This is a genomic window from Rosenbergiella collisarenosi (genome assembly GCF_018494085.1).
Taxonomy (GTDB): Bacteria; Pseudomonadota; Gammaproteobacteria; order Enterobacterales; family Enterobacteriaceae; genus Rosenbergiella; species Rosenbergiella collisarenosi.
Window position 1 is genome coordinate 241,989 of record NZ_JABBFP010000002.1, and the last position, 24,819, is coordinate 266,807.

31 protein-coding genes and 1 pseudogene are annotated in these 24,819 nt (G+C 48.4%); 31 read left to right on the forward strand and 1 reads right to left on the reverse strand.

What is annotated here, in order from left to right; translation table 11 throughout:
- The first annotated feature begins 61 nt into the window (after positions 1-61).
- The 22 genes and pseudogenes from HGT70_RS03965 to HGT70_RS04065 all read left to right on the forward strand — a co-directional run bounded on the left by HGT70_RS03965 (position 62) and on the right by HGT70_RS04065 (position 15,450).
- The gene (locus tag HGT70_RS03965; RefSeq protein ID WP_214194954.1) at positions 62-334 is read left to right on the forward strand and encodes a DUF2560 family protein; all 273 of its coding nucleotides are present in this window, start codon (positions 62-64) and stop codon (positions 332-334) included.
- Positions 335-389: 55 nt separating this feature from the next.
- On the forward strand, positions 390-788 hold the full coding sequence (locus tag HGT70_RS03970) for a DNA-packaging protein (RefSeq protein WP_214194955.1): 399 nt from the start codon (positions 390-392) through the stop codon (positions 786-788).
- Positions 781-2,025 (forward strand): PBSX family phage terminase large subunit, encoded by a 1,245-nt coding sequence (locus HGT70_RS03975; protein WP_214194956.1) that lies wholly within the window; start codon positions 781-783, stop codon positions 2,023-2,025. The genes HGT70_RS03970 and HGT70_RS03975 overlap by 8 nt, the downstream gene beginning before the upstream one ends.
- A gap of 18 nt (positions 2,026-2,043) precedes the next feature.
- Positions 2,044-3,507 (forward strand): DUF1073 domain-containing protein, encoded by a 1,464-nt coding sequence (locus tag HGT70_RS03980; protein WP_214194957.1) that lies wholly within the window; start codon positions 2,044-2,046, stop codon positions 3,505-3,507.
- Positions 3,464-4,117: a phage head morphogenesis protein gene (locus HGT70_RS03985; protein WP_214194958.1), complete on the forward strand. Its 654-nt coding sequence runs from the start codon at positions 3,464-3,466 to the stop codon at positions 4,115-4,117. The genes HGT70_RS03980 and HGT70_RS03985 overlap by 44 nt, the downstream gene beginning before the upstream one ends.
- Positions 4,118-4,162: 45 nt before the next feature.
- A complete protein-coding gene (locus tag HGT70_RS03990) occupies positions 4,163-5,380 on the forward strand; it encodes a DUF2213 domain-containing protein (RefSeq protein WP_214194959.1) in 1,218 nt (405 codons plus the stop codon).
- A gap of 9 nt (positions 5,381-5,389) precedes the next feature.
- Positions 5,390-5,869 (forward strand): structural cement protein Gp24, encoded by a 480-nt coding sequence (locus tag HGT70_RS03995; RefSeq protein ID WP_214194960.1) that lies wholly within the window; start codon positions 5,390-5,392, stop codon positions 5,867-5,869.
- Between the two features lie 13 nt (positions 5,870-5,882).
- Positions 5,883-6,824, forward strand: a complete 942-nt coding sequence (locus tag HGT70_RS04000; RefSeq protein WP_214194961.1) for a DUF2184 domain-containing protein — start codon at positions 5,883-5,885, stop codon at positions 6,822-6,824.
- Between the two features lie 11 nt (positions 6,825-6,835).
- Entirely contained in the window at positions 6,836-7,243 is a 408-nt protein-coding gene (locus HGT70_RS04005) for a DUF4054 domain-containing protein (RefSeq protein WP_214194962.1), read from the forward strand.
- Positions 7,240-7,788 (forward strand): hypothetical protein, encoded by a 549-nt coding sequence (locus tag HGT70_RS04010; RefSeq protein WP_214194963.1) that lies wholly within the window; start codon positions 7,240-7,242, stop codon positions 7,786-7,788. The genes HGT70_RS04005 and HGT70_RS04010 overlap by 4 nt, the downstream gene beginning before the upstream one ends.
- Positions 7,775-8,164 (forward strand): head-tail adaptor, encoded by a 390-nt coding sequence (locus tag HGT70_RS04015; protein WP_214194964.1) that lies wholly within the window; start codon positions 7,775-7,777, stop codon positions 8,162-8,164. Before HGT70_RS04010 ends, HGT70_RS04015 begins: the two co-directional genes overlap by 14 nt.
- Complete coding sequence (locus HGT70_RS04020) at positions 8,154-8,699, forward strand: phage neck terminator protein (protein WP_214194965.1); 546 nt, start codon at positions 8,154-8,156, stop codon at positions 8,697-8,699. The genes HGT70_RS04015 and HGT70_RS04020 overlap by 11 nt, the downstream gene beginning before the upstream one ends.
- A 2-nt stretch (positions 8,700-8,701) precedes the next feature.
- Positions 8,702-9,847: a DUF3383 family protein gene (locus HGT70_RS04025; protein ID WP_214194966.1), complete on the forward strand. Its 1,146-nt coding sequence runs from the start codon at positions 8,702-8,704 to the stop codon at positions 9,845-9,847.
- 10 nt (positions 9,848-9,857) lie between these two features.
- Positions 9,858-10,298 carry a DUF3277 family protein gene (locus HGT70_RS04030; protein ID WP_214194967.1) on the forward strand — a complete coding sequence of 147 codons (441 nt, stop codon included), beginning with the start codon at positions 9,858-9,860 and terminating at the stop codon, positions 10,296-10,298.
- Positions 10,299-10,308: 10 nt separating this feature from the next.
- Entirely contained in the window at positions 10,309-10,737 is a 429-nt protein-coding gene (locus HGT70_RS04035; RefSeq protein WP_214194968.1) for a phage tail assembly chaperone, read from the forward strand.
- A gap of 35 nt (positions 10,738-10,772) precedes the next feature.
- Positions 10,773-10,925 (forward strand): annotated as a pseudogene (locus HGT70_RS16585) (DUF6889 family protein); the annotation flags it as partial.
- The gene (locus HGT70_RS04040) at positions 10,915-12,795 is read left to right on the forward strand and encodes a lytic transglycosylase domain-containing protein (RefSeq protein WP_214194969.1); all 1,881 of its coding nucleotides are present in this window, start codon (positions 10,915-10,917) and stop codon (positions 12,793-12,795) included. The pseudogene HGT70_RS16585 and the gene HGT70_RS04040, both read left to right, overlap by 11 nt.
- Positions 12,795-13,397, forward strand: a complete 603-nt coding sequence (locus tag HGT70_RS04045) for a phage baseplate protein (RefSeq protein WP_214194970.1) — start codon at positions 12,795-12,797, stop codon at positions 13,395-13,397. The genes HGT70_RS04040 and HGT70_RS04045 overlap by 1 nt, the downstream gene beginning before the upstream one ends.
- A 10-nt stretch (positions 13,398-13,407) precedes the next feature.
- Complete coding sequence (locus HGT70_RS04050; RefSeq protein WP_214194971.1) at positions 13,408-13,707, forward strand: phage baseplate plug family protein; 300 nt, start codon at positions 13,408-13,410, stop codon at positions 13,705-13,707.
- 2 nt (positions 13,708-13,709) lie between these two features.
- Positions 13,710-14,741 (forward strand): baseplate hub protein, encoded by a 1,032-nt coding sequence (locus tag HGT70_RS04055; RefSeq protein ID WP_214194972.1) that lies wholly within the window; start codon positions 13,710-13,712, stop codon positions 14,739-14,741.
- A gap of 74 nt (positions 14,742-14,815) precedes the next feature.
- Entirely contained in the window at positions 14,816-15,094 is a 279-nt protein-coding gene (locus HGT70_RS04060; RefSeq protein WP_244968834.1) for a hypothetical protein, read from the forward strand.
- A complete protein-coding gene (locus tag HGT70_RS04065; protein ID WP_244968819.1) occupies positions 15,094-15,450 on the forward strand; it encodes a hypothetical protein in 357 nt (118 codons plus the stop codon). The genes HGT70_RS04060 and HGT70_RS04065 overlap by 1 nt, the downstream gene beginning before the upstream one ends.
- 11 nt (positions 15,451-15,461) lie before the next feature.
- Here HGT70_RS04065 and HGT70_RS04070 read toward each other — a convergent pair whose 3' ends face one another.
- Positions 15,462-15,830 carry a hypothetical protein gene (locus tag HGT70_RS04070; protein ID WP_214194973.1) on the reverse strand — a complete coding sequence of 123 codons (369 nt, stop codon included), beginning with the start codon at positions 15,828-15,830 and terminating at the stop codon, positions 15,462-15,464.
- A gap of 221 nt (positions 15,831-16,051) precedes the next feature.
- On the opposite strand from HGT70_RS04070, the gene HGT70_RS04075 reads away from it, so the two are divergent.
- The 9 genes from HGT70_RS04075 to HGT70_RS04115 all read left to right on the forward strand — a co-directional run bounded on the left by HGT70_RS04075 (position 16,052) and on the right by HGT70_RS04115 (position 24,816).
- The gene (locus HGT70_RS04075) at positions 16,052-16,708 is read left to right on the forward strand and encodes a Gp138 family membrane-puncturing spike protein (RefSeq protein ID WP_214194974.1); all 657 of its coding nucleotides are present in this window, start codon (positions 16,052-16,054) and stop codon (positions 16,706-16,708) included.
- Positions 16,705-17,058, forward strand: coding sequence for a contractile injection system sheath initiator (locus HGT70_RS04080; protein WP_214194975.1), 354 nt, complete (start codon positions 16,705-16,707; stop codon positions 17,056-17,058). The genes HGT70_RS04075 and HGT70_RS04080 overlap by 4 nt, the downstream gene beginning before the upstream one ends.
- Complete coding sequence (locus HGT70_RS04085; protein ID WP_214194976.1) at positions 17,058-18,257, forward strand: baseplate J/gp47 family protein; 1,200 nt, start codon at positions 17,058-17,060, stop codon at positions 18,255-18,257. The genes HGT70_RS04080 and HGT70_RS04085 overlap by 1 nt, the downstream gene beginning before the upstream one ends.
- Entirely contained in the window at positions 18,254-19,033 is a 780-nt protein-coding gene (locus HGT70_RS04090; RefSeq protein ID WP_214194977.1) for a baseplate wedge 1 family protein, read from the forward strand. Before HGT70_RS04085 ends, HGT70_RS04090 begins: the two co-directional genes overlap by 4 nt.
- Complete coding sequence (locus tag HGT70_RS04095) at positions 19,026-19,943, forward strand: glycine-rich domain-containing protein (RefSeq protein ID WP_214194978.1); 918 nt, start codon at positions 19,026-19,028, stop codon at positions 19,941-19,943. Before HGT70_RS04090 ends, HGT70_RS04095 begins: the two co-directional genes overlap by 8 nt.
- A 50-nt stretch (positions 19,944-19,993) precedes the next feature.
- On the forward strand, positions 19,994-21,874 hold the full coding sequence (locus HGT70_RS04100) for a hypothetical protein (RefSeq protein ID WP_214194979.1): 1,881 nt from the start codon (positions 19,994-19,996) through the stop codon (positions 21,872-21,874).
- Positions 21,874-22,590, forward strand: a complete 717-nt coding sequence (locus HGT70_RS04105; RefSeq protein WP_214194980.1) for a hypothetical protein — start codon at positions 21,874-21,876, stop codon at positions 22,588-22,590. The genes HGT70_RS04100 and HGT70_RS04105 overlap by 1 nt, the downstream gene beginning before the upstream one ends.
- A 23-nt stretch (positions 22,591-22,613) precedes the next feature.
- Entirely contained in the window at positions 22,614-22,922 is a 309-nt protein-coding gene (locus tag HGT70_RS04110; protein ID WP_214194981.1) for a hypothetical protein, read from the forward strand.
- Between the two features lie 481 nt (positions 22,923-23,403).
- Entirely contained in the window at positions 23,404-24,816 is a 1,413-nt protein-coding gene (locus tag HGT70_RS04115; RefSeq protein WP_214194982.1) for a glycoside-pentoside-hexuronide (GPH):cation symporter, read from the forward strand.
- Positions 24,817-24,819: the final 3 nt, after the last annotated feature.

Sequence of the window (24,819 nt, forward strand, 5' to 3'; positions counted from 1 at the left end):
CTCTGCATCACAGAGCATCCTATCGGGTGCTGTTTAATGCAATCAACCTCAGGACATGACAATGGCAGATACTAGCATCACCGAAGCACAGCAAAACCAACTCGAACTACTCCAGACCCTCAACTACGACACTGCAGCAGTCACCGAAGCATTGGCCTTCACTCAAAACGACACCTTCAAACATAAGCTGTTCATTCAGCAATATGGCCGAGTGTACGCTGAGTCAGACGTAGTGGCCCGCACAATCAAGGCAGTGCAAGAGTCGAAAGAGTCTCTATCTGCGTTAGGCGTGACAACCACAGCGGCAACAACTGACACCGCTGCAGCGAGTTAACAATACAGAGCACCTACCCAGGTGCTCGATATTGATAATTGATAAGGAATAAATAATGGCGACTAAAAACAAAGTTGGTCGCCCAAGTAAGTTGGCCGAGAGTATCGAAAAGGCTAAAGAATACTTAATGGGCGGCTATGAAGCAGTAGGGGATGTAGTCCCGAGCGTGGCTGGCTTAGCCTGTTATCTTGGCATTAGCCGCTCAACAGCTCAGGAGTACGCCAAAGACAACGCAGAGTTTTCGGGCACGTTAGAGGCAATTAAGACACTACAAGAGAATAAGCTTATCAATAAGGGGCTTGTCGGCGATTTCAACCCTACGATAACCAAGCTCATGTTGGCTAACCATGGTTACAGCGACAAAGCCGAGATTGATAATAAATCATCCGACGGCAGCATGACTCCTAAGCCAACCACTATCCAATTACTACCCGTTGAGGCTAAGCGTGAGTAGCGTACAGCTACCCATACCAGCCAAACTTGCTCCACTCTTCACTGCCACAAAAAAACGTTATCGATGCTCACATGGTGGGCGTGGCAGCGCTAAGACTCGAACATTCGCACTAATGACAGCCGTTAAAGCCTATCAATCCATGATGAATGGCGAGTCAGGCGTAATACTGTGTGCCCGTGAGTTTATGAACTCATTGGAAGAGTCGAGTATGGAGGAGATTAAGCAAGCAATACGCTCAGTTCCTTTGTTGGCGGCTAACTTCGATATCGGCGAGAAGTACATTCGAACAATTGACCGCAGTGTGAGTTATGTCTTTGCCGGCCTACGTCATAACCTCGATAGCATCAAATCAAAGGCGCGTATCTTGCTGTGCTGGGTTGATGAAGCCGAGACGGTGAGTGAAGTGGCTTGGCAGAAGCTTGACCCTACAGTGCGTGAGGCTGGCTCTGAGATATGGGTGACATGGAACCCTGAGGTAGACGGTAGCCCGACTGATAAGCGATTCCGTAAAAGCCAAGACGATTCAATCATCACTGTTGAAATGAACTATACGGATAACCCGTGGTTCCCTGAGGTGCTTGAGATTGTCCGTGCTAAAGACCAGAAGAATCTCGACCCTGCGACATATGCTTGGGTGTGGGAAGGTGCCTATCTCGAAAACTCCGAGAAACAGGTTCTTGCTGGCAAGTACGCTATCGAAGAGTTTGATGGCGATCTCTGGAAGCAAGCTGACCGCTTATTCTTCGGTGCTGACTTCGGATTCGCGCAAGACCCCAATACTCTCATTCGCATGTTCATGCTTAACAGTAGGCTTTATATCGAATATGAGGCTTACGGTGTCGGCGTAGAACTTGATGAGATGGCTGAGTTTTATGACTCTATCCCCGAGGTCAGACGCTGGCCCATCAAGGGTGATGCTGCTCGACCTGAGACAATCAGTTATCTCGGCAGGCAGGGGTTCACTATCGATGCTGCTGCTAAGTGGCAAGGCTGCGTTGAAGACGGTATTACCTACCTGCGCGGATTCGAGAAGATAATCGTCCATCCTCGCTGCAAACATACCGCAGAAGAAGCAAGGCTTTACTCTTACAAGACCGACCGCATCACGGGCGAAGTGTTGCCTATCATTGCTGATGCTCATAACCACTGTATCGACGCAATACGCTACGGCCTAGACGGCTACATTACGTCAGAGGGCGGTATCGGTACTTGGGTATCTCTCGGCCGTCAGCGTTAATCAATTCCGCGAGGGAATATGTCACGAAAAAACAAAAGCCATCGCGGAGTAAAAACTTCGGATGGTTACAACAACCTTGTCGCTCGTACAGGGATGCAGACAGAGAACCAGAGCGCAGCAGGAGAATACCGACCTAATTTTACCTCTCGCAATCGTTTAGAGATTGAGTGGTGCTATCGGTCATCTTGGATAGTTGGCGCTGCTGTAGACGCTATAGCGGACGATATGACCCGTAAGGGGATTCGTATCACCTCAGAGATTGACCCGAAAGCGCGAGGCGTAATTGAGAGCCAATTCGATGCGTTGGAAATATGGGATAAACTCAACGATGTAATTAAGTGGGCGCGGCTTTATGGTGGCGCTGTTGGTTACATCATGATTGACGGCCAAGACCCGTCAACCCCATTAAGGCTAGAAACGATTGGTAGGGGATCATTCAAGGGTATTCTTCCGCTAGACCGCTGGCAGCTTAATCCCAATCTGGAAGAGAGAATTACCGAACTCGGCCCACACTACACCATGCCTAAGTTTTACGACTTGGTAACCACTGGTACCGGGTTGCAAGGTTGGAGGATTCACCACTCAAGGCTAATTCGCTTCGATGGCGTAACACTGCCATATCAGCAGAAGATAACCGAGAATGAGTGGGGCATGTCTATCATTGAGCGGATATTCGACCGACTGACCGCATACGATAGCTCAACTCTTGGGGCTGCTCAGTTGGTGTTTAAGGCTCACTTGAGAACGTACAGCGTTGATGGGTTGAGACAGTTAATCGCTACGGGCGGCCCTGCTTACGAAGGGTTCCTCAAGCACATGAATATGATTCGTCAGTTTCAGTCCAACGAAGGGCTGACACTGATGGATGCGAAGGACACATTTGAGACGCACCAATATTCATTCGGTGGGCTTGATGGTGTTCTTTCTCAGTTCTCCGAACAAATATCAGGCGCGGTACAAATACCACTTGTTCGTTTGTTTGGGCAATCCCCCCAAGGATTCTCAACGGGTGACGCTGACCTTGCCAACTACTACGACGGAATCGGGAGTCAGCAGGAGCGACGATTGAGAAACCCGCTACGCCGTATCATCGACATTATCAGCCGCTCTGAGCTAGGTCAGCCGATAGAGGATGACTTCACCTTTGAGTTTAACCCTCTATGGCAAATGTCTGACCTTGACCGCTCCACAGTGGCACTCAACACAGTGAATGCACTAAGCACGGCTGTAGACTCTGGTCTAATGACGGTTAAAGCAGGTGCCACAGACTTGCGGGAACTCTCTGACATAACGGGTGTAGGCGCTTCAATCACTGATGAGGATATTAGCAATGCAGAGGATGAGCCGCCGCCGAACCTTGGACAAGTCGAGGAGGCAACCCCGGAGCACTCAAGCGGAGACCCGGTACAGAACAAGCCTACGCAGGATAGCGCAAGCAGTGGGAGACATAGTAAGCGGTTCCTACGATGGTTCAAACGATAGCGTTACTGAAATCATGGCGAACCTAGAAGCCTACAGTAATGTGATTGATGGTTGGGCTAATCGTGTCGCTGAGTCCTTTGCTGCCGGAATACTTCGAGAGAATGATCGGCAGTGGCGAGAGATGAGCCGTGATATCCACGTTGGGTTAAAGGATATTGTCGACAATGCGCCGATTGGCGACGTGATGCGCTCTATCGTCCATGACCAGGTGAAGTACATCAAGTCGCTACCGCTTGAGGCTGCTGACAGGGTTTACGACATTCAAAATAGAGCGATTCAGGCTGTAGTGAATGGTGAACGGGCTTCGGAATTACAGAAAGAGATTATGCGCTCCGGTGACGTTGCCGAGTCGAGAGCTAAGCTAATCGCTCGGACAGAGCTAGGTCGCGCAAGTGGCGCACTAACACAGGCTAGGGCGTTATCTGCTGGCTCAATCGGGTATATCTGGCGTACAGCACATGACAGTGACGTGAGGCATTCGCATAAAGAAATGGAAGGAAAATTTGTGCACTGGGAGTCACCGCCAACATTAGACGGGTTAACGGGCCATGCGGGATGTGTTCCTAACTGTCGATGCTATCCAGAAGTGGTATTCAAACAACCCGAATAGGTCGCTTAGGCGGCTTTTTTTATGCCTGAAATTCACAGGTGAGAAATGAAATACTTTTTTAATACTCAGCTAGGTAACTCGCGTTTCCAGATGAGCGATGGCGGGATGCTATGTAGAGACGTCCCTATCGCCCGTACAGGCGAGCAAACCTACACAGCTGATGATTTACCAGATATTGAGCCGTCACCCGGTGGATTGATTGTGGTAGAGCGCCACGATGATGAGGTATTCAGCGACGAAACGCTGGCCTCGTTTGAAGGTATGAGCATCACGATTGACCATCCCCACGACATCGACGGCTCAATTTTATTCATCAATCCCGATAACTGGCGAGAGCTTTCTTTCGGACACGTCCAGAACGTGCGCCGTGGTGAAGGTATTAACGCCGACCTAATTCTTGCCGACCTCGTAGTGAAGTCAGCAGAAGCAATCCAAGCCATTGAGGATGGACTCCGCGAAGTCTCCTGCGGTTATGACGCTCACTACGAGCGGATTAGCCAAGGAAGGGCTAAGCAAGTCTCAATCAGAGGTAATCATGTGGCACTGGTCGATAAAGGCCGTGCTGGTTCACGTTGCGCGATAGGAGATAGAGACTCTATGCAACCCAAAAAGAAAACCGGATTTCTCGCCCTATTTGCTCGGGCTGTGAAAACTGGCGACGCTGACGATATTGCTGAGCTTGCTGAAATGGCAAGTGGCGATAGCGATACACCACCGAATTACTCGTTACCCCCTCAGAAGCCTGAGCAGGAAACTCCCACTATGGACTCTGACCGACCAGCATGGGTGGATGAACTCCTAACAGCCATCAAAGGCCTATCACCAAAAACTGGCGATAGTGACGAAGATGATAAAACTGGTGACTCTGACGATGATGACAAAGAGAAGTCCGGCGACTCTGATGACGAGGATAAAACCACTGACTCAGAAGATGATGAGGAAGAAGGACAAGTAACAGGCGATAGCGCCTACCGTGCTGACCTTATCGTGCCGGGCTTCGATATTCCGAAGAAAGCCAAGCCAACCTCATTCAAGCGCGATGTACTGGGTGCTGCTGATAAACAGCTAGTGCGTCAAGTTGTCGGTGACTCTGCAATTTCCAAACTACCGAAACAGGTAGTGGACATGGCGTTTAACGCCGTATCTGAGATTGCGAAATCACGCAATACCCGCGGTCGCACCACTGACTCTGCACCGTATTCATCTTCTTCAACTCCTGCGTCACTTAACCAAGCCGCTCGCGACTTCTGGTCTAAAAAATAAGGTAACCACATGACAGCATATCTATTCCGGATGCCTGCGGGCATTGCCGGTGCTATTTCACGCCCACGCGACTTAACAACCGAACCAGTGATTCTGGACGAAACTAAGCTATTCACAGCTTACGGACTACCGGGTAAATACTCTGGCGATAATTTCGTACCGCTAACAGCGACCGACACTGCCGCATCAATCGTTGGCTTCTTGGTTCGCCCATACCCAACTACTTCAGCTGCTGACTTTGCTCGAAACGTTACCTCTGGTGGTAATCAGCAAGGTGATGCGCTGAAACGTGGCTACATCACGGTGAATATCGGCGGTGACGCTACGGCGATCACTAAAAATGCACCGGTCTACTTCGACCTATCGGCAGGGGCATTGACTGCTACCGCGCCAGCAGAAGGCGTGACCACTGTTATCGAAATTCCAAACGCTGTGTTTACTGGTGCAGGTGATGCTGACGGTAACACTGAGCTGGCTTACAAGATTTAAGGACTGATTAACTATGCAAACATTTGACCGCGCGACCGTTGACTCAACTGGTGCGTTTCTGGTTGGCGAGCTTGAGCGCCTAGACCAAACCCTGAACCTACCACTGGTTGCTTACACCTGGAGCCGTGATATTCAGCTTCGTGAAGATGTGTCCATCGCTGATGATATCTCATCCTTCACCAACACTAACTTCGCCTCTGCGGGTACCGGTGGTAAGCCAAACGGTAAAAACTGGATCGGAAAAGACTCTACCGCTATCGCTGGCGTAAACCTCGATATTCAAAAGCAAGGGTTCCCCCTCCAATTATGGGGCCAAGAGCTAGGATGGACGGTAATCGAACTTGAAGCCGCTGCAAAGGTTGGTCGCCCAATCGATACGCAGAAGTATGACGGTATGCAGTTGAAGTGGAACATGGACACCGATGAACAGGTTTATATCGGTGACGACGACCTTAACGCTAAGGGGTTACTGACCTTATCTGGCATTGCGACGACTGCGGCTACAAAAACGTGGGCAACCTCTACTGCTGATGAAATCCGCGATAGCGTAAACGCAGTGTTAACAGCGGCGTGGAAAAACTCGGGTTATTCAATGGTCCCGACTGACTTGTTACTTCCTCCAGAGCAATACGCTCTGTTGGGTACAATCATCGTGTCTTCTGCTGGTAATCAATCATTGCTGACCTACCTAAGCACTAACACCATTGCGTACCATAACAACGGTGTTCCGCTGAACATTAAGCCCGTCAAGTGGCTGAAAGGTCGCGGTGCCAAGGGTACTGACCGTGCGCTGGCATATACCAACGATAAGAAGTTCATTCGCTTCCCGATGGTTCCGTTGCGTTCAATCCCTGTCCAGTACCGCGGTATTTACCAACTGGTAACCTACTACGGAAAGCTGGGTGCGGTAGAGCCAGTGTACAAAGAGACGCTTGCCTACATGGACGGCATCTAACGAGGTGAAGCATGAGCAACAATCAATCGTTGCCAGATGCTGACCAGTTCCGAAAAGACTTCCCGCAGTTCGCAGACACCACAAAGTTTCCTGATTCACAAATCAACTTCCGACTTACGCTTGCCGACACGCTGTTATCTGAAAAGTTAACTGGCGTTAAGCTATTCCCTTATTTCGCGGAGTTGTTTGTGGCGCACTACCTAACACTGTATGCCGCTGATTCGGCGGCTTCTCTGATAGGCGGGGCGACAGGTTCAACCAGTGGTGTGGTTTCGTCTAAGTCAGTGGACAAGGTGTCGGTGTCGTTCGATAACGGCTCGACCCTTAGCCCTGACGCGGGATTCTGGAACTACACCCGGTATGGTGCTGAGTTCTGGCAGCTTATCGGCATGTTCGGAATGGGAGGTCGGCAACTATGAAGTCTGGCTTAACTATCCGTTCAGACCTGAGCGGTAAGATACTGCAAGCACTGAAAGAGGTTGGTAAGAAGGATGTTCTGGTCGGCATTCCCGAAGGTAAAAGCGAGCGTGAGGATGCCGATATCGGTAATGCTGCGATTGGCTATATCAACGAGAACGGATCACCTGCTCAGAATATCCCCGCCCGACCTCATTTAGTACCTGGTGTTCGCAAGGCTCAGTCTGAAACGCTTCCCCTGCTCAAGTCTGCCGCTCAGTCCATCCTGACGGGTGACGGTAGCGCGGCTACTCGTGACTTAAATAGGGCTGGGTTTTTAGCGGTCAATGCAGTGAAAGCCGTCATTGATGAGTCTGGGTTTGTGCCATTAGCAGACGGTACCGTAGCGGCTCGGGCTAGGAAGGGTCGGAAAGGTGCGAAAGCTGAGATGAAGAGTAGAGCCAACGGCGGAGATCCTAACAACGCTAATGCCATGCCGCTAATAGATACCGGTGAGTATCGAGACTCAATCACCTATGTCGTGAGGGATAAAAATGCCAACTCTTGACGTTAGTGAGGTACTTCTCTCGCCTGAGTTCATGGACACCACGCTAGTCTCCACTCGCTCAGCACAAACAACAGACGACGATGGTTTCACGAGCAATACAACCTCAAAGATACCCTTTGCGGGCGTGGTTACGGTCGATAAATCGCTTGAGAATGCAAGGCTTGAGGCAGGGCAAGTTGTTCGCGGTGCGATACTGGTTATCACGAAATTCACGTTAACTGAAGGTGCGACAGATACTGATGCCGACGTAGTGACATACCGGGGCCGCGATTACCGTGTGTCGTTCGTGGATTACTACACCGAATACGGCGCTGGATTCGTTCAGGCTCACTGTGAGCTACTTCCTTTCGATGGAGGTCCTGCAAATGGCATCTGATTCGACACAGGCTGGCTATCTCACTGAGCAAGGCACTGATGCGGTATATGGCGAGGACTTAGACCGATTGCTGAGCCGATGGTTTCGTGGGGTAAGCGGTTACGATGCCAAGATGGTTAAACCACGTTGGCAGCAGACTCAAGCAGCCCTCCCTCCCGTAACAGCCGATTGGTGTGCTTTCGGGGTAACGGGTGTGCGCGGTGACTTCTCGGTAGCAATGGAGGCTGTCGATTCAGAGTCGGATAACTTGCTTCGGCACGAGTCGATTGATTGCCTTGCTTCATTCTACGGCCCTAACGGCATGTCCATGGCCTCCATCTTCCGCGATGGTAGTTCGGTCGAGCAAAACAACGAAACAATCAAGGATGCTGGCATGACGCTTTATAACGTGGGCGACATCATCAACTTCCCCGAGCTTATCAATAATCAGTGGATGCGCCGCTACGACGTATCGATCACTGTTCGCCGGAAAGTGACGCGCAAATTTGCGATCCGCTCCATCAAATCAGCAGAAACAAAACTCTTTGGAGATTAATTATGGCACAGGGTCTACCTGTCTCTAATGTCGTGAATGTTGACATCATCATGTCACCGTCTGCGGCAACGGGTCGTAACTTCGGCTCGTTACTTATCTTAGGTACATCAACCGTTATCCCCATCACGGAGCGCATTCGCCTCTACTCGTCATTAGCTGATATTGGCAACGACTTTGGCGTATCTAGCCCGGAATACTTGGCGGCTACACCGTTCTTTGGTCAATCACCGAAGCCGACTCAGGTCTATGTCGGTCGCTGGGCGAAAACTCTGGCCACGGGTGAAACTGGTGAGGCTGAAACTGCGCTACAAGCTGTTAATGCTGCGCTTGGTTATACCAACTGGTACGGGCTTGAACTGGCAGATAGCGATGCGATTTCTGATGCGGATATTCTGGCCGTGGCGGGAGCGATTGAGTCATCAACAGTTAGCCGTGTGTTAGGGGTGACGACTGCTGAACCTGATGCGCTAGTTTCAACTGCGACTGATGATATTGCTGCAAAACTAAAAGCTGCTAACTACTCTCGCACTTTCGTTCAGTATTCAACGTCAAGTAAGTACGCTTCTGCCTCACTGTTCGGTCGTGCATTTACCGTGAACTTCACAGGTAACAATACCGCCATCACGCTGAAGTTTAAGCAAGAGCCGGGTATCACCTACGAAACCCTGACGACCAGCCAAGCCGCAGCGCTGGATAGCAAAAACTGTAACGTTTACGTCTACTACGCAAATGACACGGCAATCATCCAGCAGGGTGTCATGGCTAATGGTGATTTCTTTGATGAACGCCACGGCCTTGATTGGCTGCAAGACTACATCCAGACCAACCTGTTTAATCTACTTTATACGTCTACAACGAAGATTCCGCAGACCGAAGCAGGTATTACGCGACTAATTGCTAACGTCGAGCAGTCTCTTGAGCAGGCGGCTAACAACGGTTTAGTTGCTCCTGGTGTCTGGAATGGTGGTGATTTAGGCCAGCTCAGCACGGGCGACACGCTGACCAAAGGTTACTACGTTTACGCAACACCACTCACTCAGCAATCACAGGCTGACCGAGAGAAGCGTAAATCAACGCTTATCCAGAGTGCAATCAAGTTAGCGGGTGCGATTCACTACGCTGATGTACAAGTCAACGTTGTCCGTTAAGGGGAAATGAATGTCAACTTATAGCTTTATGGACGTATCAGCGTCCCTAACGGGTGTGACAGGGAATATCGACCTAGGTTATGGCTCTGCCAACTCCGAGGAAGGTATCACCGTTACCATGACCGAAAATAAAAACACCATGACTGTAGGTGCGGATGGCGAGGTTATGCACTCTCTACACGCTGGGAAAAGCGGAACCATTAGCGTCCGGTATCTCAAAACATCACCGAAGAACAAGCAACTGTCTCTTGCCTACAACGCGCAAAGCCAATCATCTGCAACGTGGGGAAATAACATAATCGTTATTCGTAACCATGCATCAGGAGACATTACCACGGCTCGCTCTGTCGCATTCCAGAAGCAACCTGACCATGTAAATGCCAAAGACGGCGGCACGGTTGAGTGGGTGTTTGATTGCGGAAAAATCGATGAAGTACTAGGCACGTTTTAAGGGGTAAATCATGCAGTTTGAATTAAAAGGTCAACAGTACCGCACTACTAATATGGACGTGTTCACCCAGTTCAAAGTGGCGCGTAAGTTACTACCGGTGCTAGCGGGGATGGTTTCAGACCTGAACATCATCAAAGACGCTGCCGGCAATCAAGAAAAGGTAATGAGCGCGGTTGAATCAGTGCTACCGAAAGTTGCTGGGGCGTTAGCTGATATGTCGGACGATAGCGTTGATGCGATTATCAAGCCCTGCCTGTCAGTCGTATCGCGCCAGAACGGAACTAACTGGGCCAGTCTGATTAACAGTGGTCAGCTAATGTTTGATGACATTAACCTGCCAACTATGCTGCAAATCGTCGGTAAGGTTATCGGGGAGAATATTGGTGATTTTTTGCAAGAACTCCCCGCCAGCGAGACGCAAACCCTGCCAGCGGCTTAACCCTCGACACACTTTCCGATGGCCTTGATTACCTACTTCGCCCTGTTGATGCAGGGCTTTGTCATTATATCGCGCTTAAAGATGGCTCATTGAGTCTCTATGACGTTGCGTTGATGAATGACTACCTAGACATGAAAGCAGATAATGAAATGCGCATACAGCGATGGAGAGAGGCAAATGAACGCTGAAACAATTCAAGACTTCCTTGTCTCTCTTGGCTTTCAAGTAGACCAATCAGGGCAAAGGAAGTTTGAGCAAACACTGGTTAGTGTCGCTGCTAATACCGTGAAGATGGCGACCGCTGTGGAGGCATCAGCATTAACTGTCGTTGCCTTTACCGCGAAGATCGCCTCTGGCCTTGATAACCTCTATTGGGCTTCACAACGGACAGGCGCGAGTGTCTCAGGCATTCAGGCGATAGGTTATGCAGCCTCACAAATGGGCGGCACGGTTGAGGGGGCTAGAGGCTCACTTGAGTCGCTCTCGAGGTTCATGCGTAATAATCCGGGCGCCGAGGGGTTTCTTAATCGCTTAGGTGTGCAGACCCGCGATGCTAGCGGCAATATGCGGGATATGTCAGCCATCTTCACAGGCGTCGGGCAGCGTCTCAGTAACATGCCTTACTATCGAGCTAATCAGTTCGCTCAGATGCTGGGTATCGATGAAAACACTCTAATGGCAATGCGGCGGGGTCTTGGTACCTTCTCCACGCAATACACTCAGATGGCTAAGGCTATCGGCTACAACGCTAACACAGCCGCAGTACAGTCTAACCAGTTCATGACCAGCCTTCGCTCATTTGGGCTTATGGCTGGCATGGCACGGGACAAAATAGGCTCAACCTTGGCTGGCGGATTGGCGGGGTCAATCGATAACCTCCGTCGGCAAGTGGTGAATAACTTCCCTCGTATTGAGCAGACCATCACATCAGGCGCTAACGGCTTAATGTGGGTTGCGACCATATTAACCAGGGTCGTGCTGCGCTTAGTTGATGGTGTGGGAAGCGTTCTTGATTGGTGGGACAAGCTCGACAGCGGAACCCGAAAGCTCATCGAGGTTATTGGTGGGTTAGTCGTTGCGTGGCGATTACTCAATAGCGCATTCATGATGTCGCCTATTGGTCGAGTCATAGCATTAGCAACAGCCATTGCGTTGCTGTTCGAAGATTACCAAACGTGGCGAGAAGGTGGGCAGTCGCTTATTGATTGGGCTAGGTGGAAGCCGGAGATTGATAGTGCTGTTAAGGGTGTAAATCACCTAAAAGATAGTGTTTTAGGTCTCTTTGGTATCGATCCGAAAAAGTGGACAGGACAGTGGGATTTTTCAAACCTGATGACCAATCTCGGCGACTTTGGGAAGATGCTCAATTACATCTCTCAAATGCTAAGTGCCATCAAAGATGGTCGATGGAAAGATGCCTACACTGCCGGGAAAGAAATTCTTAACCAGCGTAGCAGTACCACGCAAGATGCTTTGCCGGGCGTTACCGAAAGCGCATTAAGTGCAAGAAAATGGGTTATCGGCGCTGGGTATAAACTCCTCAATAAATTACAGCCTGTTTTCGATAGTTTAGAGAGTCAGTACAAGCTACCTCAAGGGTTACTCCGTGGAGTGGCGACTACTGAGTCGTCTGGAAACCCTAACGCTCAGTCAAAGGCAGGGGCGCAGGGATTATTTCAGATAATGCCCGGAACGGCCTCTGATTTAGGATTGCGCGGCAATGATGTTTTCGATCCCACCAAAGCCGCCCAAGCTGCTGCTAAGTATCTTTCTCAGCTGATGAGAGCTAACGGTGGAGACCTGTCAAAAACGCTTGCCTCATATAACTGGGGGCTAGGTAACGTTCAGAAGCACGGCTTGGATTTAATGCCACGGGAAACACAGAACTATATCCCTAGCGTAATGGCTAATATGAGGCCGAGTAACACTCTCAACCAAGAAACGGTAATCCATATCCATGACGTCAATAACCCCCGCGAAGCTGGAAACGTTATAGCAGAGCGTCAAAGTCAGGTTAATTCACGGGCAGCACAGCAACTATCAGGGAGGAATAGTTAATGGATTTTCTCTCAGTTCTGTTACATCAGCGCACTAGAAAGATAGACACCATTATTCCTGATGTCGTTATCACTGAGCGACATTCGGATATGTTGGAAATCACCGAGCACCCCGTAGAGCGCCCAACATCCATGACATCGAGTACCGATGGCGGGACGGGTTTTGTCTCTGACCATGCCTACCGCCGACCCTCTGAACTGGTTATGGAAATAGGGTTTTCCGGTGGGGGGAGCTTAACGGACCTATTTGATACGTCGAGCGTTGGCCTTTCGTTGGGCAGTAGTCCAAGAGAGCGCTATGACGAATTACTGGCTCTGCAGCGATCCCGTGAGCCGATGGATGTGGTGACCGGCAAGCGTATTTACAGCAACATGCTGATCCGCTCACTCGATGTTACCACCGATAAAACCTCTGAGAACGTGCTGATGGTGACAGTGACGTTTCGTGAAGTAATCGTCACACAGTCAAAAACAATTACTGTAGCCAGTAAAGAAAACATGACTCAGGGTGCAAATACTAGCGCCGTGCAGTCTACAGGCGTCAAAACACCGGTTGCTGCTAATCAGTCTCTTCTCAGTTCTGTAGCCTCGCTAATCAAATAATAGGCCGACTATGACCACAACAGTATTGCCACTGGTTCCCGAGAATCAGGTGTTTGACGCGTCCATTAATAATACGAATTATAAATTCAAGATTATCTGGCGCGGGGCCTTCTGGTGTATGGACTTAATGGATTCCTCGGGCGCAGCGATTGTTAGCGGTATTCCCATGGGGTCTGGTGCTGACTTGCTAGGTCAGTATCAGCACCTATCGCTAGGATTCTCTCTGTACGTCATTGGGAACGATGGGTTAACTGACCCGACTCAGTATGACCTGGGTGTTAACAATAAACTTTGCGTGGTAACGGAGTAAGTATGTCAGCTAATTGGATGCGACATTTTGAAATTCAGGTCTTCGGGAGGGACGGGAAGGGTATCAGCCTGACTGACTTGAAGGTAACGTTTGAGATTCAGAAACAGCCAGCAACCATTTTCAACGGATTCGTCGGCAACTTCAAAATCTATAACCTGTCATCTACCACGCAAAACATTCTACTGTCGCAAGAGTTTACCCGAATCAGGGTTATCGCTGGCTACAAGGGGAATCCTGACCAGTTTGGCAATTACCCTGACGAGAACATCGGCCTGATTTTTAATGGCGATATCCGATTCTCTATAGCGGGGCAGGACAATATCACCGACTCATGGATATTGCTGCAGTGTATCGATAGCTGGGAAGGCCATTTGAAGGCGGCAATCAGTACGACCATTGCTGCAGGTTGGACGTTTGACGACGTATTCCGCGTGGCCATGAACAGCTATGCGCCCTATGGGATCACCGCAGGAGAGGTAACCAACTTTCCCGACACGGTATTCCCCCGCGCTAAAACGCTTCATGCTTCAACGAATGAAATTATCAATGACCTAGCTCGGCAATGTGATGCGCACTGGTGGTACGAAGATAACAAGGTGCATATCGTCAAAGAGTCTAAGCCCATCGATAATCTAGTGGTGCTAAACGCTGATACTGGCCTTATCGGTAGGCCACAGCAGACGATGGGTGCTGGCGTTAACGTACGCTGCCTGATTAACCCGAATATCAAGTTAGGTGGACTCATTCGATTAGACCAAGGTTCGGTATACCGTACGGCCCTGACAACTGAACAGATTGCCAGCTCACAAGGCGGAGCGATTACGCAGACAGAATCAGGTGGTAATATCTACGTTAATGGCATCACAGGGGCGCAACCGGCCGCAATTAATACCGATGGCGATTACTTCGTGGGCAGTATTGATTATACTGGTGATACACGGGGGCAGAACTGGTATATGGATCTGCTTTGTCTGGCTAAGGGTGGGCAGGATTTGCAATCTGCCAGTACGCTGAATAAAAGCGGAGGGTTGTAGTGAAAAAATATGTGGTTGCATTTTTGGCGGCGCTGTCTTTTGGTGCGGTTGCGGATGATGTTGCAAGGCCTTTAATGAATTGCGGGCCATTCACACTATCTTCAAGTAATGATGGATTTATGCACATTAACAATGTTAGGCCTGAATCTCAGAAATTTACTTTTCTAGGTGCGAAAGAAGACTATCGCAATATCAAATACCAATGGATGCTACCCGACCCGAAAATAGGTCGCTGGCTAGGGTTGGACTATATCAAGCGCGACGGCAAAGCCATCCTCAACGTCGAAGTCGTCAGGATGAACATGGACGAGCATCGGCAGTTCTTGACGTATGATTGTGTGAGGGTTAAGTAATGAAAAACATAAAGCTAAACGTAAGTTCATACTTAGGTATGGCTCTATCCGCGAGCCTGCTTCTATTATCACTTTCATCTAATGCAGGGACGCTTTCTGACTTCTTTAATAGTCATCCAGATCTTAATGACAACTTAGCGGTACACGTTGCCATATCTAAATTTGCTGATATGGAGGCTTCCGGGCAAGCAAGAAGAGAAGGTGGTGATGCTAAGGAGCTATTGAAGACCAACGGGGATAGTTATGGGTTGCTTGGTTTCCGTCGAGTAAAACAGTCCTGCCAGTATAGCGAGTCTGCGGATGTTCTTGGTTTAAGTGCTGCAGACTGCAGCATCGTGTTAAATCAGAATCTATAAAACTATCCTGATTATTCAGGCTTTTTATCTTCCTTTAATAGGTCAATTGAACAGCCTTTGGAGTGAAAGATTACGAATAGTTGTTTTTCGTTTAGGTTAGACGCTTCGATTGTTGAGTCTTTCGTTTTGATTGAAATTTTCTTGTTATTTTTTGACCTAATCCATGCAGCTACAATGGCTGCTACCGTGTAGCAAACATCTTTATTTTGCAGAAACTCAAGGATAGCCCCAAGCTGGGATGTTCCTCCGTCGAAAGAATCACCTATCCTCATCCTTACAGATGTCTTCACAGATTCTTTGGGGATTATCTCTTTTATATTTGATATTAAATCTTGGTAATCATTACCTTGGAGGTTTATTGTGAAAACTGACTTATCCATAGACTTGAAGGGTTCCTTTAGAGATAGGGTTAGCCTGAGCGCTAAACTTTTGTTGGTTTCACTGAAATTGATAACCAACAAGGTTTGCAAGATCCAACTTGAAGGCGTAGAGATTACTCCAGGTCAGAAGTGACAGATCTTTACCACTAAAGGGCTAAGGTATAAATCCTGATATTTGAACAGCTATTACCCGCTTCGGCGGGTTTTTTATTGGAGTAAATATGCCCGTACAGCTGAATTCACAGACCGGAAGCAGTGAACAGGTTGATGAAACGCTACGACGGAAAACCTCTGCTAGCGTGCGCGTATCAACGCCCGGCATCATTCAATCGTTCGATGCTGAGAATTGCACGGCAACCGTACAGCCAGCGATTAGTGGATGGGGTCAGGATAGCGCGGGAAATCTGGTATCGAAAGACCTACCATTACTGCAAGATTGCCCTGTGATATTCCCCCGCGGTGGAGGTGTGTCGATAACCTTTCCTCTCAGTGAGGGGGATGAATGTCTGATTATGTTCGCTGACCGTGGTATCGACTTCTGGCATCAATCTGGCGGTATTAATAAGGCAGTAGACGACAGGATGCACGACCTATCTGATGCATTCGTTATACCGGGGCCAACCTCTAACCCGAGAGCGTTGAAAGGCGTGTCTACTAACAGTATTCAGATCCGCACCGACAGCGGCGCACAATTCATCGAGTTAACGCAATCAGGCTCGGTAAATATCACGGCCCCGATTATTACACTCAACGGGGATGTTCAGGTTAATGGCGCAGTGACTTCTACTGGCGATATGAAGGCCGGAAGTATCAGCGTTCAATCGCATACCCATACCGGAGTTCAACCCGGTAACTCAAGCACAGGTAAGCCGGAATGAGATATAGGCGAGAAACAGACGATGGCGATTATTCTTTTGGGCAAGGTGACGCGACATGGCTGACCAACTCCCCGGAGGCCGTCGCACAGGCCATCAAGACACGCTTTCTACTTTGGCGGGGCCAATGGTTCCTCGATACCACTGAAGGCACTCCATGGATTCAGTCAGTTCTCGGTAAACAAAAGCCAGAGGTTTACAGCATGGCGATTAGACAGCGAATCCTTGAAACGCAGGGCGTAAGCTCGATAACAGCCTTTGATACCACGTTAAATTCAAGCTCTCGCCGCGTAATTTTCACCGCAACAGTAGAAACTATCTACGGAACAACCACAGTAACCTCGGAGGCGTAATGGCCTTAGATTTAGACACACTCGGCTTATCGGCAACGGTAATCGCTGAGGGGATAAGTGCGCCTGACTACCAGACTATCCTGACAACATTAACTGGTTATTTTCAGCAGATTTATGGCACCGATGCTTACCTAGAACCAGACAGCAAAGACGGACAGATGGTCGCTCTAGTATCTCTGGCTATTCACGATGCCAATAACACTGCCATTGCCTGTTACAACTCTTTTAGCCCAACCACAGCTCAGTCTGACGCCCTTAGTCGAAACGTGAAAATAAACGGTATCGCTAGGAAGGCAGCGGTTAGCTCGACGGTCGATGTGACCCTAACTGGAACACCAGGCACAACTATCACCAACGGTTCCGTGAAAGACAATAATGGTGTTATCTGGAATCTACCAGCGACTACCACGATCTCCTCTGCAGGCTCGGTGACGGTTACGGCGACTTGTAACTCTAGTGGCGCGATATCCGCTCAACCCGGGATAGTGACTTCAATCAATACACCGACCCTCGGGTGGGTGTCGGTGACTAACGCGTCCTCGGCAGCAGTTGGTAGAGCCATTGAAACGGATGCAGAGCTAAAGCAGAGGCAAGCAATCAGTGTATCTCTCGCGAGCATCAGCCCTTTCGATGCCGTTGATGGTGCTGTGGCTAATATCTCAGGGGTTAGCCGGCACAAGCTTTATGAGAACGATACGGATAGTACCGACAGCAATGGCCTCCCGCCGCACAGTATTGCTGCAGTAGTTGAAGGTGGTGACGCTGAGGTTATTGCTAAAACAATACGCTCCATTAAAGGCCAAGGGGTCACACCTTACGGAACGACCGTAGTAACGGTTAGCGATAGGTATGGTAACCCACATAATGTTGGGTTTTCGAGGCCAGTAGACATTCCTATCTATGTGTCGATAACGATTGAAGCATTGACCGGTTACACGTCACAGGTTGGGCTGGAGATTAAAAGTGCCATTGTTTCTTACATCAATAGCCTCGCCATTGGTTCTAACGTCTTACTGAGCAGGGTTTATTCACCGGCAAATATAGGCGTAGTGAGTGGCGGAGATTCAAAGTATTACGATATTACCGAGCTTCTTATTGGCGTTGCTAGCGGGGCCGTAGCAGCAAAAAATATAACCGTACCTTTCAACGGTGCGGCTTCGTGCTCAGTCGATAATATATCGATAACGGTGACATCATGAGTAAATACACCGAGCTAATATCAAACTATCACGCTTCTAAGGTGCTATTTCCGCAGCATGTCGACCTATCTACCCGGCCATTGATTGACATCAACACCTCACTAAATTCGCTTGTGTCGGCTTTCGATATCGACACTGCTGTGGGTAAGCAATTAGATATTTTGGGTGAGTGGATTGGGCGCTCACGGAGGGTGAACACGCCGCTATCGGGGATTTATTTCGCATTCGATACAATCAACTTAGGATTTGACCAAGGCATCTGGCAAGGGCCCTACGACTCAGATGATGGCTTGCTTGACCTGAGTGACGATATTTACCGATTGGTGCTGAAAATAAAAATAGGCATCAACAGCTGGAATGGTCAAAACGATACGCTGCCCGAAATCATAAATTCTGCAATCGAGGGATCGGGAATCCGCATCGCTATCGTGGATAACCAGGACATGTCCATATCCCTGTGGATTCTCGGTGACCCGAATGTTGCTATATCTGAATTAGAAAGAATGATTTTCGATAGCGCCATAAATAAAGGGCCCTTCATTAAGGTTCCAGAGAATTACACGCCTTCACGATATGCAGACAACCCAATCGATTCAATAAATAGCGAGCTTTGGTGGGCCATTAATAGTGGTTATTTCAACATCAAATCAGCCGGAGTTCGCGTTAGAGAAATAGAGACGGCTAAGGATGGTTATACCTTCTTTGGTTTTGATATAGAAACTGATTATGTGCAGGGATTCGATAGCGGTTCCTGGGGAGAGAAATTTAATGGCTAATAATAATTTTAAGGCTTTTGCTGCTGGGAATGGAGCTAATGTCACTAACCAAGCTGATTGGGAGGCGCTGTCAGCCCTGATGCTAGGGTTTCAGTCAGGTAAGGCATCATCAGCACAGGTAAACAAGGCATTACGCCAAGGAACCACAATGGCGCAGGTTCTTGCACAGTTTATCGTTGACTCATCAGGTAAGGACGCGCTGGACAATGGTGATACAGCAACTCTATTGGCTAACCTAAAATTAGGATTACAAAATACCGCTCCGGGAAGATTAATTAACACGCAAGTCTTCACCAGCAATGGGAACATGAACAAAACGACTGGCGCTAAAAGGTGGCGGATAAGAATGGTCGGCGGCGGCGGCGGAAGTTCAGCCACCTCAGCAACAAGCAGTGGTCAGACCTCAGTGAGTAGCGGCGGCGGAGCTGGAGCTTATGCAGAGGGTATTTATGATGTTACCTCGTTATCAACACTGGCGGTTGTCGTGGGTCAAGGTGGCAGAGGAGGCAATCAATCTACTCAATACGGCGCAGATGGTGGAACCTCATCTGTCGGGACCATAATTTCTGCACCAGGCGGGAAAGCAGGCCTACCAGCTGGTCCAGCAGTTCCACCTTACCAGCCAGTGACTAACAATAACTCAGACAGCCCTAGCGGATGGAATATTTACGGCTATTCAGGAAGTGGAGCTGAGGTTGCCGTTGCGGTATCTACTGCCTTCTCTATTGGCTCCAGAGGTGCTAACAGTGCATTCGGTTCAGGTGGCTCAATCCCTGCAATTAACAATGCGGCTAATCAAGGTGGCGGTTATGGCGCTGGGGCATCTGGCTGTGCTATTGGGCAGTCTCAATCATCAGTGAACGGGGCGGCAGGAAGTCAAGGCATAGTTATTATTGAAGAATACGCATAACCGCGCAGTAAATCTAATCCCTCAACTTTTTTTAAAATGAGACATTAAAAATGTATAACACTAACAATCCTGTTGGTTCTTCTGACCTGCGCGATATTTGGGATAATGCTGACACCTTTGACCAACTCATAAACGGAGATTCCATTGAGGTTACTAGCCGAACGGGCAAAGCGCTAAAAGGCATTGCTGCTCTGCAAAGTATTATCACATCACTTGACCTAGGTAGTTTTACTTTCTCTGATACTGCTTCTGGGTTGGCTGGGACGACTAGCGGGCAATATTTCCGAGTTCCGCAAGGGCCGGATGCATCGGCTTCCTTTATTTATTATAAAAATGATAATGGAAGTGCGGCGGAGATTGCCCGTCTAGCTGGGAACTCTATTTCAGAAGATGTTGCTGATAATAGTGACTTAGTCAGTCAGCTTGTTAAGTCAGCGACTGGTATTGTCGACTACAGAGGAGCTAAATACCCAGTAATTATCGATAAGCAGGGGAATATAATGCTTGCATATGATGACCAATTACAGGTGTTAAATGGCCTTGGAATCAGTCGCAGTGATGTAGAAGAGGCTATTAAATCGGGTTTAGGTTTTACGAACTATCATGGGCAAACAACCGGCATCATCCCCCTGCATATTGGCAACAATAACAATATTATTCTTGGCTATGATGCGAGTAAAAATGAATTAGTCGGTTTATTTCCATCTTTATCCTATATCAGCTCAAAAGACTTGATGCCTTTTGAATTTGATGAGGTAGAAACAAACTACCTCTTAGGCTACGGCCAATCACTAAGTACAGGCGTTCGCGCTCAATCAGTGATTAGCAGTAATCAGCCATTTAGCAACCTGACTTTTGGTAGCGGCGTGAGAGGTAATGGTGGAGATTTCAGCGCAGTAAAACCGCTGATTGAAGATGATGCAAAACCCACACCCGATGGAGAGCCTGATGCTGCAGAGACAGTGTGTTCAGGCTCTGCAAATTTCGCATCTTTATGCATGCTTAAAGAAAATGGTGTTAATCCTGCATCACATATCATTTTTAGCAGCACTGCGGGGCATGGGGCGTACACTATCCAGCAATTAGCCAGGGGGAGTGCGTGGTATACTAATCAGTTACTTAAGCATCTCAATGGGGCTAACTCTCTCAATGATAGTATTGCACTTCATGCCGTAGCTTGGCTTCAGGGCGAAACCAACTCTAATGACAAGTCCTATACAAAAGCAACCCACAAGAAAGCCCTGTTAGATTTGCAAGCAGGCCTGACGACTGACGCTCAGAATATATTCGGTCAGTCATCACCCGTTATGTTTTTGACTTATCAACATAGCTCTCGGGTGAAAATTAATGATGCAGTCCCTCTAGCATTATTAGAGGTATGTCAGCAAAGTGATTATTTTTATTTTGTGGCGCCAACGTATCCATTCCCTCACTACACAGACGGGCTTCATCTATTAGCGGAAGGCTATAAATGGATAGGAGCATACTATGGACGTGCTTACAAGCAAGCAGTCATTGATAAGAAAAAGCCACTATCTATTAACCCAATATCAGCACTATATCGAGAGAATGTTATCGAGGTGTTCTTCGATGTTCCATTTAAGCCTTTGGTGCTCGACACAGATACGTTAGCTAAAACCAAGGACTATGGATTTTCCGTGTATGTTGCTGGCACTGCACAATCCATTTCCTCTATTGCAATAGGCAGTGATGGTAATAGCGTTGTAATAACTTTAGGTGCAAATCCATCGAGCGCTCCAGAGGTTCGCTATGCATTCGATAATCTAGGGGATGGACTGAATATCTCGAATGGAGCCAGTGGGAATTTACGCGACTCATGTTCAGACACTTGCTTTATCAATAATGAGACCAAACCAATGTATTACATCTGCCCCCATTTCAAACTTACTGCTACAAGCGAGGTGTTCTAATGTCCTTAGTTATTCAATTACCGGTTTCTGCGCCCTCTAAGCTTGGCACTGTAAGCTCAGGCGACCTATCACCTTTCCTGCCATATGATACTGAAGCTTATGATTTCTGGAATTTCCGCTCTGGCACTTTAAAAGCGACTAATGATAATTCAAAAAATCTGTCGCCAACAGGTTCTTATTCTCTTGCAGATAGCGCGATAAAGTTCAATAGCGGAGGAGGTAATAACTTAGTTACGGGGCTCGCCGATAATGGGGAGTTATCTTTTACAGGAGTTATCGCGCCTATAGGGAATGCATCCGGGGCATTAATCATCGCTGGAAACTACACCAACAATCCTGTTGCGGGCGTTTCGATCTACAAAACTGCTAGCCAAACTCTGCAGGTGAACGCGGCATCTAAACAATCCAATGCTGGAAGCTTTGATGCCACAAAGCCAATATTTTTCGGTGTATCTATCAGTAAATTACAAAACACACTCTCTATTGTTATCCATCAAAATTCGGGATTATCCTTCGAAGCTTCAGGCTCCTTTTTTGATACCGCTTATGCCAGCGGCGCAAGCAACATACTCTTAGGCTCACTAGTTGGAGGTCTTACTAGTCAGTTATCCTTCTATGAGTTTGCCACCTATAATAAAGCTCTAACTCAAGCCGAGCTTGTCAGAAAATACAAGAAAGCCCAGGTAAGAATGAGTGGGCTGAATGTCGCTATCTGATAAGTTATCCTTATGAGGTAACCATGGCCTTCCCATCCCCCGCAATAGATTACGTTGAAGCACGACTTACTCCCGAGTCGATTATGAATGTCACACAATCCTCAATCATCATCCCAACCAATGAGGGTTACGCCGTGGCCGAACCGGGGCATAAAGTGAAGAAGGGCGCAACTGTGCTTCTGGACGTAAACGGCAAAATGATGTTTGCAGAAGTGGGGGATGGAGTTTTCAAAACTAACGATGGCATTATCGAGGGTGACGCTCTTGATGATGCCAGAGTGTTAGGAGTGGTGACATTTATGGTGAAGGAAATACCGAGAGGGGAAGGGTAAAAAAATTATAATAATTTTGATATCAAGGATGAAAAATGGGGTAGAAATTGTCGAGTGAGTACATATATGTGTACAGGGAGATTGGCGTTAGTTCGGCATTTTAGTTATTAATTATGCACTTACCGATTACACTAACTATATCCATTTAACTAAGGAGACATACGCCGAGTGAATCAGCGTGCGAATACTACCGCATTTATCGCCCTTCTATCAAGCTAAGCCATGCCGCTTTTCTATTGGCGACATGCTCTTATCTCTATTCTCATCGCTCATGGCCTTCGATTGTAATGCTGGGCTCAGCAGCAACTTCCAGCCATCCCGCAAAATTGCTGACTCGCTAACACTTTTCGAGGGACAACCTAATTGTCCATATTGATGGCATATTGCTCCTGACTAAGGGCTCTTCCTTCGACGATACTCCAGAGCAGCACGGGAATTTAAAAACATCACGTTTCTGCCCATCGAGAGGGAGGTAATACCCATGAAGGAAGGTCTATTGTCCTTTAGAGAAAAGGTTGCGTATGGCATGGGAGATGCCGGATGCAACATGATTGGCGGAGCAATTATGTTGTTCCTTAATTACTTTTATACGGATATCTTCGGGCTTGCCCCCGCGTTGGTCGGTATTCTTTTATTATCGGTGCGGGTTATCGATGCCATTATCGACCCTGTTATGGGGGCGATTGCGGATCGCACGACCAGCCGTTGGGGCCGGTTTCGACCTTACTTGCTCTGGGTAGCACTGCCCTATGTACTCTTTAGCGTATTGATGTTCACCACACCGGATTGGAGCTATCACAGTAAGGTTATCTACGCCTTTGTGACCTACTTTTTGATGTCAGTTACCTATACGGCAATCAATATTCCCTATTGTTCGTTGGGGGGCGTTATCACCGCTGATCCGCACGAGCGTGTCGCCTGCCAATCTTATCGTTTTGTGATGGTAGGCATCGCCACATTGATCCTCTCCTCGACCTTACTGCCGATGGCCGATTTTTTCGGTGGGGGAGATAAGGCGCTTGGCTATCAATTGTCGATGGGGGTCATGGCCCTTATCGCATTAGGTATGTTTTTATTTTGTTTCGCTTTTGTAAGAGAGCGCATTCAACCGGCAGTACCCTCGACTCATGCCTTGAAAGCGGATTTGAGAGATGTCTGGAAGAACGATCAGTGGGTCCGTATCTTACTGCTGACGTTTTGTAATGTCTGTCCGGGCTTTATTCGTATGGCGGCCACTATGTATTACGTGACCTGGGTGATGGAGAAATCGACCTCATTTGCGAGTATGTTTATCAGTCTCGGCGTGATCGGTATGATGATCGGAAGTGCCTTGGCAAAACCGCTTACCGATAAATTTTGTAAGTTAAAGGTGTTTTTCTGGGCCAATATTAGTCTCACGCTATTTTCATTCGGCTTCTATTTTCTCGACCCGCATGCGACCTCGCTGATCCTCGTCGCCTACTTTCTGCTGAATATCTTGCATCAACTGCCTTCTCCTCTTCACTGGTCGTTGATGGCAGATGTGGATGACTATGGCGAATGGAAAACCGGTAAGCGGGTGACAGGCATAAGCTTCTCCGGCAACATCTTCTTTATCAAGTTTGGTTTAGCGGTGGCGGGGGCGATGGTCGGGTTTTTATTATCCGCTTACGGCTATAGCGCTGCGGCGGCGCAACAGAGCGAGCGGGCGATAAACGGTATCCTTCTTCTTTTTACTCTCATCCCGGCGGCCGGCTATCTAATTACCGCCTGTGTGGTACGCCTTCTAAAAGTCGATCGCGACACTATGCGTAGGATCCAAGACGATCTGGCGACTCGCCGTCGCCATTATCGCGAGCTTGCAGACCTTCAACAGACTAAACCCCAGCGTCTCACACAGACTAACAAGGAATGAACA

Coding starts and splice junctions, on each gene's coding strand:
- HGT70_RS03965 (WP_214194954.1), top strand. CDS start 62: ATGGCAGATACTAGCATCACCGAAGCACAGCAAAACCAACTCGAACTA.
- HGT70_RS03970 (WP_214194955.1), top strand. CDS start 390: ATGGCGACTAAAAACAAAGTTGGTCGCCCAAGTAAGTTGGCCGAGAGT.
- HGT70_RS03980 (WP_214194957.1), top strand. CDS start 2,044: ATGTCACGAAAAAACAAAAGCCATCGCGGAGTAAAAACTTCGGATGGT.
- HGT70_RS03990 (WP_214194959.1), top strand. CDS start 4,163: ATGAAATACTTTTTTAATACTCAGCTAGGTAACTCGCGTTTCCAGATG.
- HGT70_RS03995 (WP_214194960.1), top strand. CDS start 5,390: ATGACAGCATATCTATTCCGGATGCCTGCGGGCATTGCCGGTGCTATT.
- HGT70_RS04000 (WP_214194961.1), top strand. CDS start 5,883: ATGCAAACATTTGACCGCGCGACCGTTGACTCAACTGGTGCGTTTCTG.
- HGT70_RS04005 (WP_214194962.1), top strand. CDS start 6,836: ATGAGCAACAATCAATCGTTGCCAGATGCTGACCAGTTCCGAAAAGAC.
- HGT70_RS04010 (WP_214194963.1), top strand. CDS start 7,240: ATGAAGTCTGGCTTAACTATCCGTTCAGACCTGAGCGGTAAGATACTG.
- HGT70_RS04015 (WP_214194964.1), top strand. CDS start 7,775: ATGCCAACTCTTGACGTTAGTGAGGTACTTCTCTCGCCTGAGTTCATG.
- HGT70_RS04020 (WP_214194965.1), top strand. CDS start 8,154: ATGGCATCTGATTCGACACAGGCTGGCTATCTCACTGAGCAAGGCACT.
- HGT70_RS04025 (WP_214194966.1), top strand. CDS start 8,702: ATGGCACAGGGTCTACCTGTCTCTAATGTCGTGAATGTTGACATCATC.
- HGT70_RS04030 (WP_214194967.1), top strand. CDS start 9,858: ATGTCAACTTATAGCTTTATGGACGTATCAGCGTCCCTAACGGGTGTG.
- HGT70_RS04035 (WP_214194968.1), top strand. CDS start 10,309: ATGCAGTTTGAATTAAAAGGTCAACAGTACCGCACTACTAATATGGAC.
- HGT70_RS04040 (WP_214194969.1), top strand. CDS start 10,915: ATGAACGCTGAAACAATTCAAGACTTCCTTGTCTCTCTTGGCTTTCAA.
- HGT70_RS04045 (WP_214194970.1), top strand. CDS start 12,795: ATGGATTTTCTCTCAGTTCTGTTACATCAGCGCACTAGAAAGATAGAC.
- HGT70_RS04050 (WP_214194971.1), top strand. CDS start 13,408: ATGACCACAACAGTATTGCCACTGGTTCCCGAGAATCAGGTGTTTGAC.
- HGT70_RS04055 (WP_214194972.1), top strand. CDS start 13,710: ATGTCAGCTAATTGGATGCGACATTTTGAAATTCAGGTCTTCGGGAGG.
- HGT70_RS04060 (WP_244968834.1), top strand. CDS start 14,816: ATGAATTGCGGGCCATTCACACTATCTTCAAGTAATGATGGATTTATG.
- HGT70_RS04065 (WP_244968819.1), top strand. CDS start 15,094: ATGAAAAACATAAAGCTAAACGTAAGTTCATACTTAGGTATGGCTCTA.
- HGT70_RS04070 (WP_214194973.1), bottom strand. CDS start 15,830: ATGGATAAGTCAGTTTTCACAATAAACCTCCAAGGTAATGATTACCAA.
- HGT70_RS04075 (WP_214194974.1), top strand. CDS start 16,052: ATGCCCGTACAGCTGAATTCACAGACCGGAAGCAGTGAACAGGTTGAT.
- HGT70_RS04080 (WP_214194975.1), top strand. CDS start 16,705: ATGAGATATAGGCGAGAAACAGACGATGGCGATTATTCTTTTGGGCAA.
- HGT70_RS04085 (WP_214194976.1), top strand. CDS start 17,058: ATGGCCTTAGATTTAGACACACTCGGCTTATCGGCAACGGTAATCGCT.
- HGT70_RS04090 (WP_214194977.1), top strand. CDS start 18,254: ATGAGTAAATACACCGAGCTAATATCAAACTATCACGCTTCTAAGGTG.
- HGT70_RS04095 (WP_214194978.1), top strand. CDS start 19,026: ATGGCTAATAATAATTTTAAGGCTTTTGCTGCTGGGAATGGAGCTAAT.
- HGT70_RS04100 (WP_214194979.1), top strand. CDS start 19,994: ATGTATAACACTAACAATCCTGTTGGTTCTTCTGACCTGCGCGATATT.
- HGT70_RS04105 (WP_214194980.1), top strand. CDS start 21,874: ATGTCCTTAGTTATTCAATTACCGGTTTCTGCGCCCTCTAAGCTTGGC.
- HGT70_RS04110 (WP_214194981.1), top strand. CDS start 22,614: ATGGCCTTCCCATCCCCCGCAATAGATTACGTTGAAGCACGACTTACT.
- HGT70_RS04115 (WP_214194982.1), top strand. CDS start 23,404: ATGAAGGAAGGTCTATTGTCCTTTAGAGAAAAGGTTGCGTATGGCATG.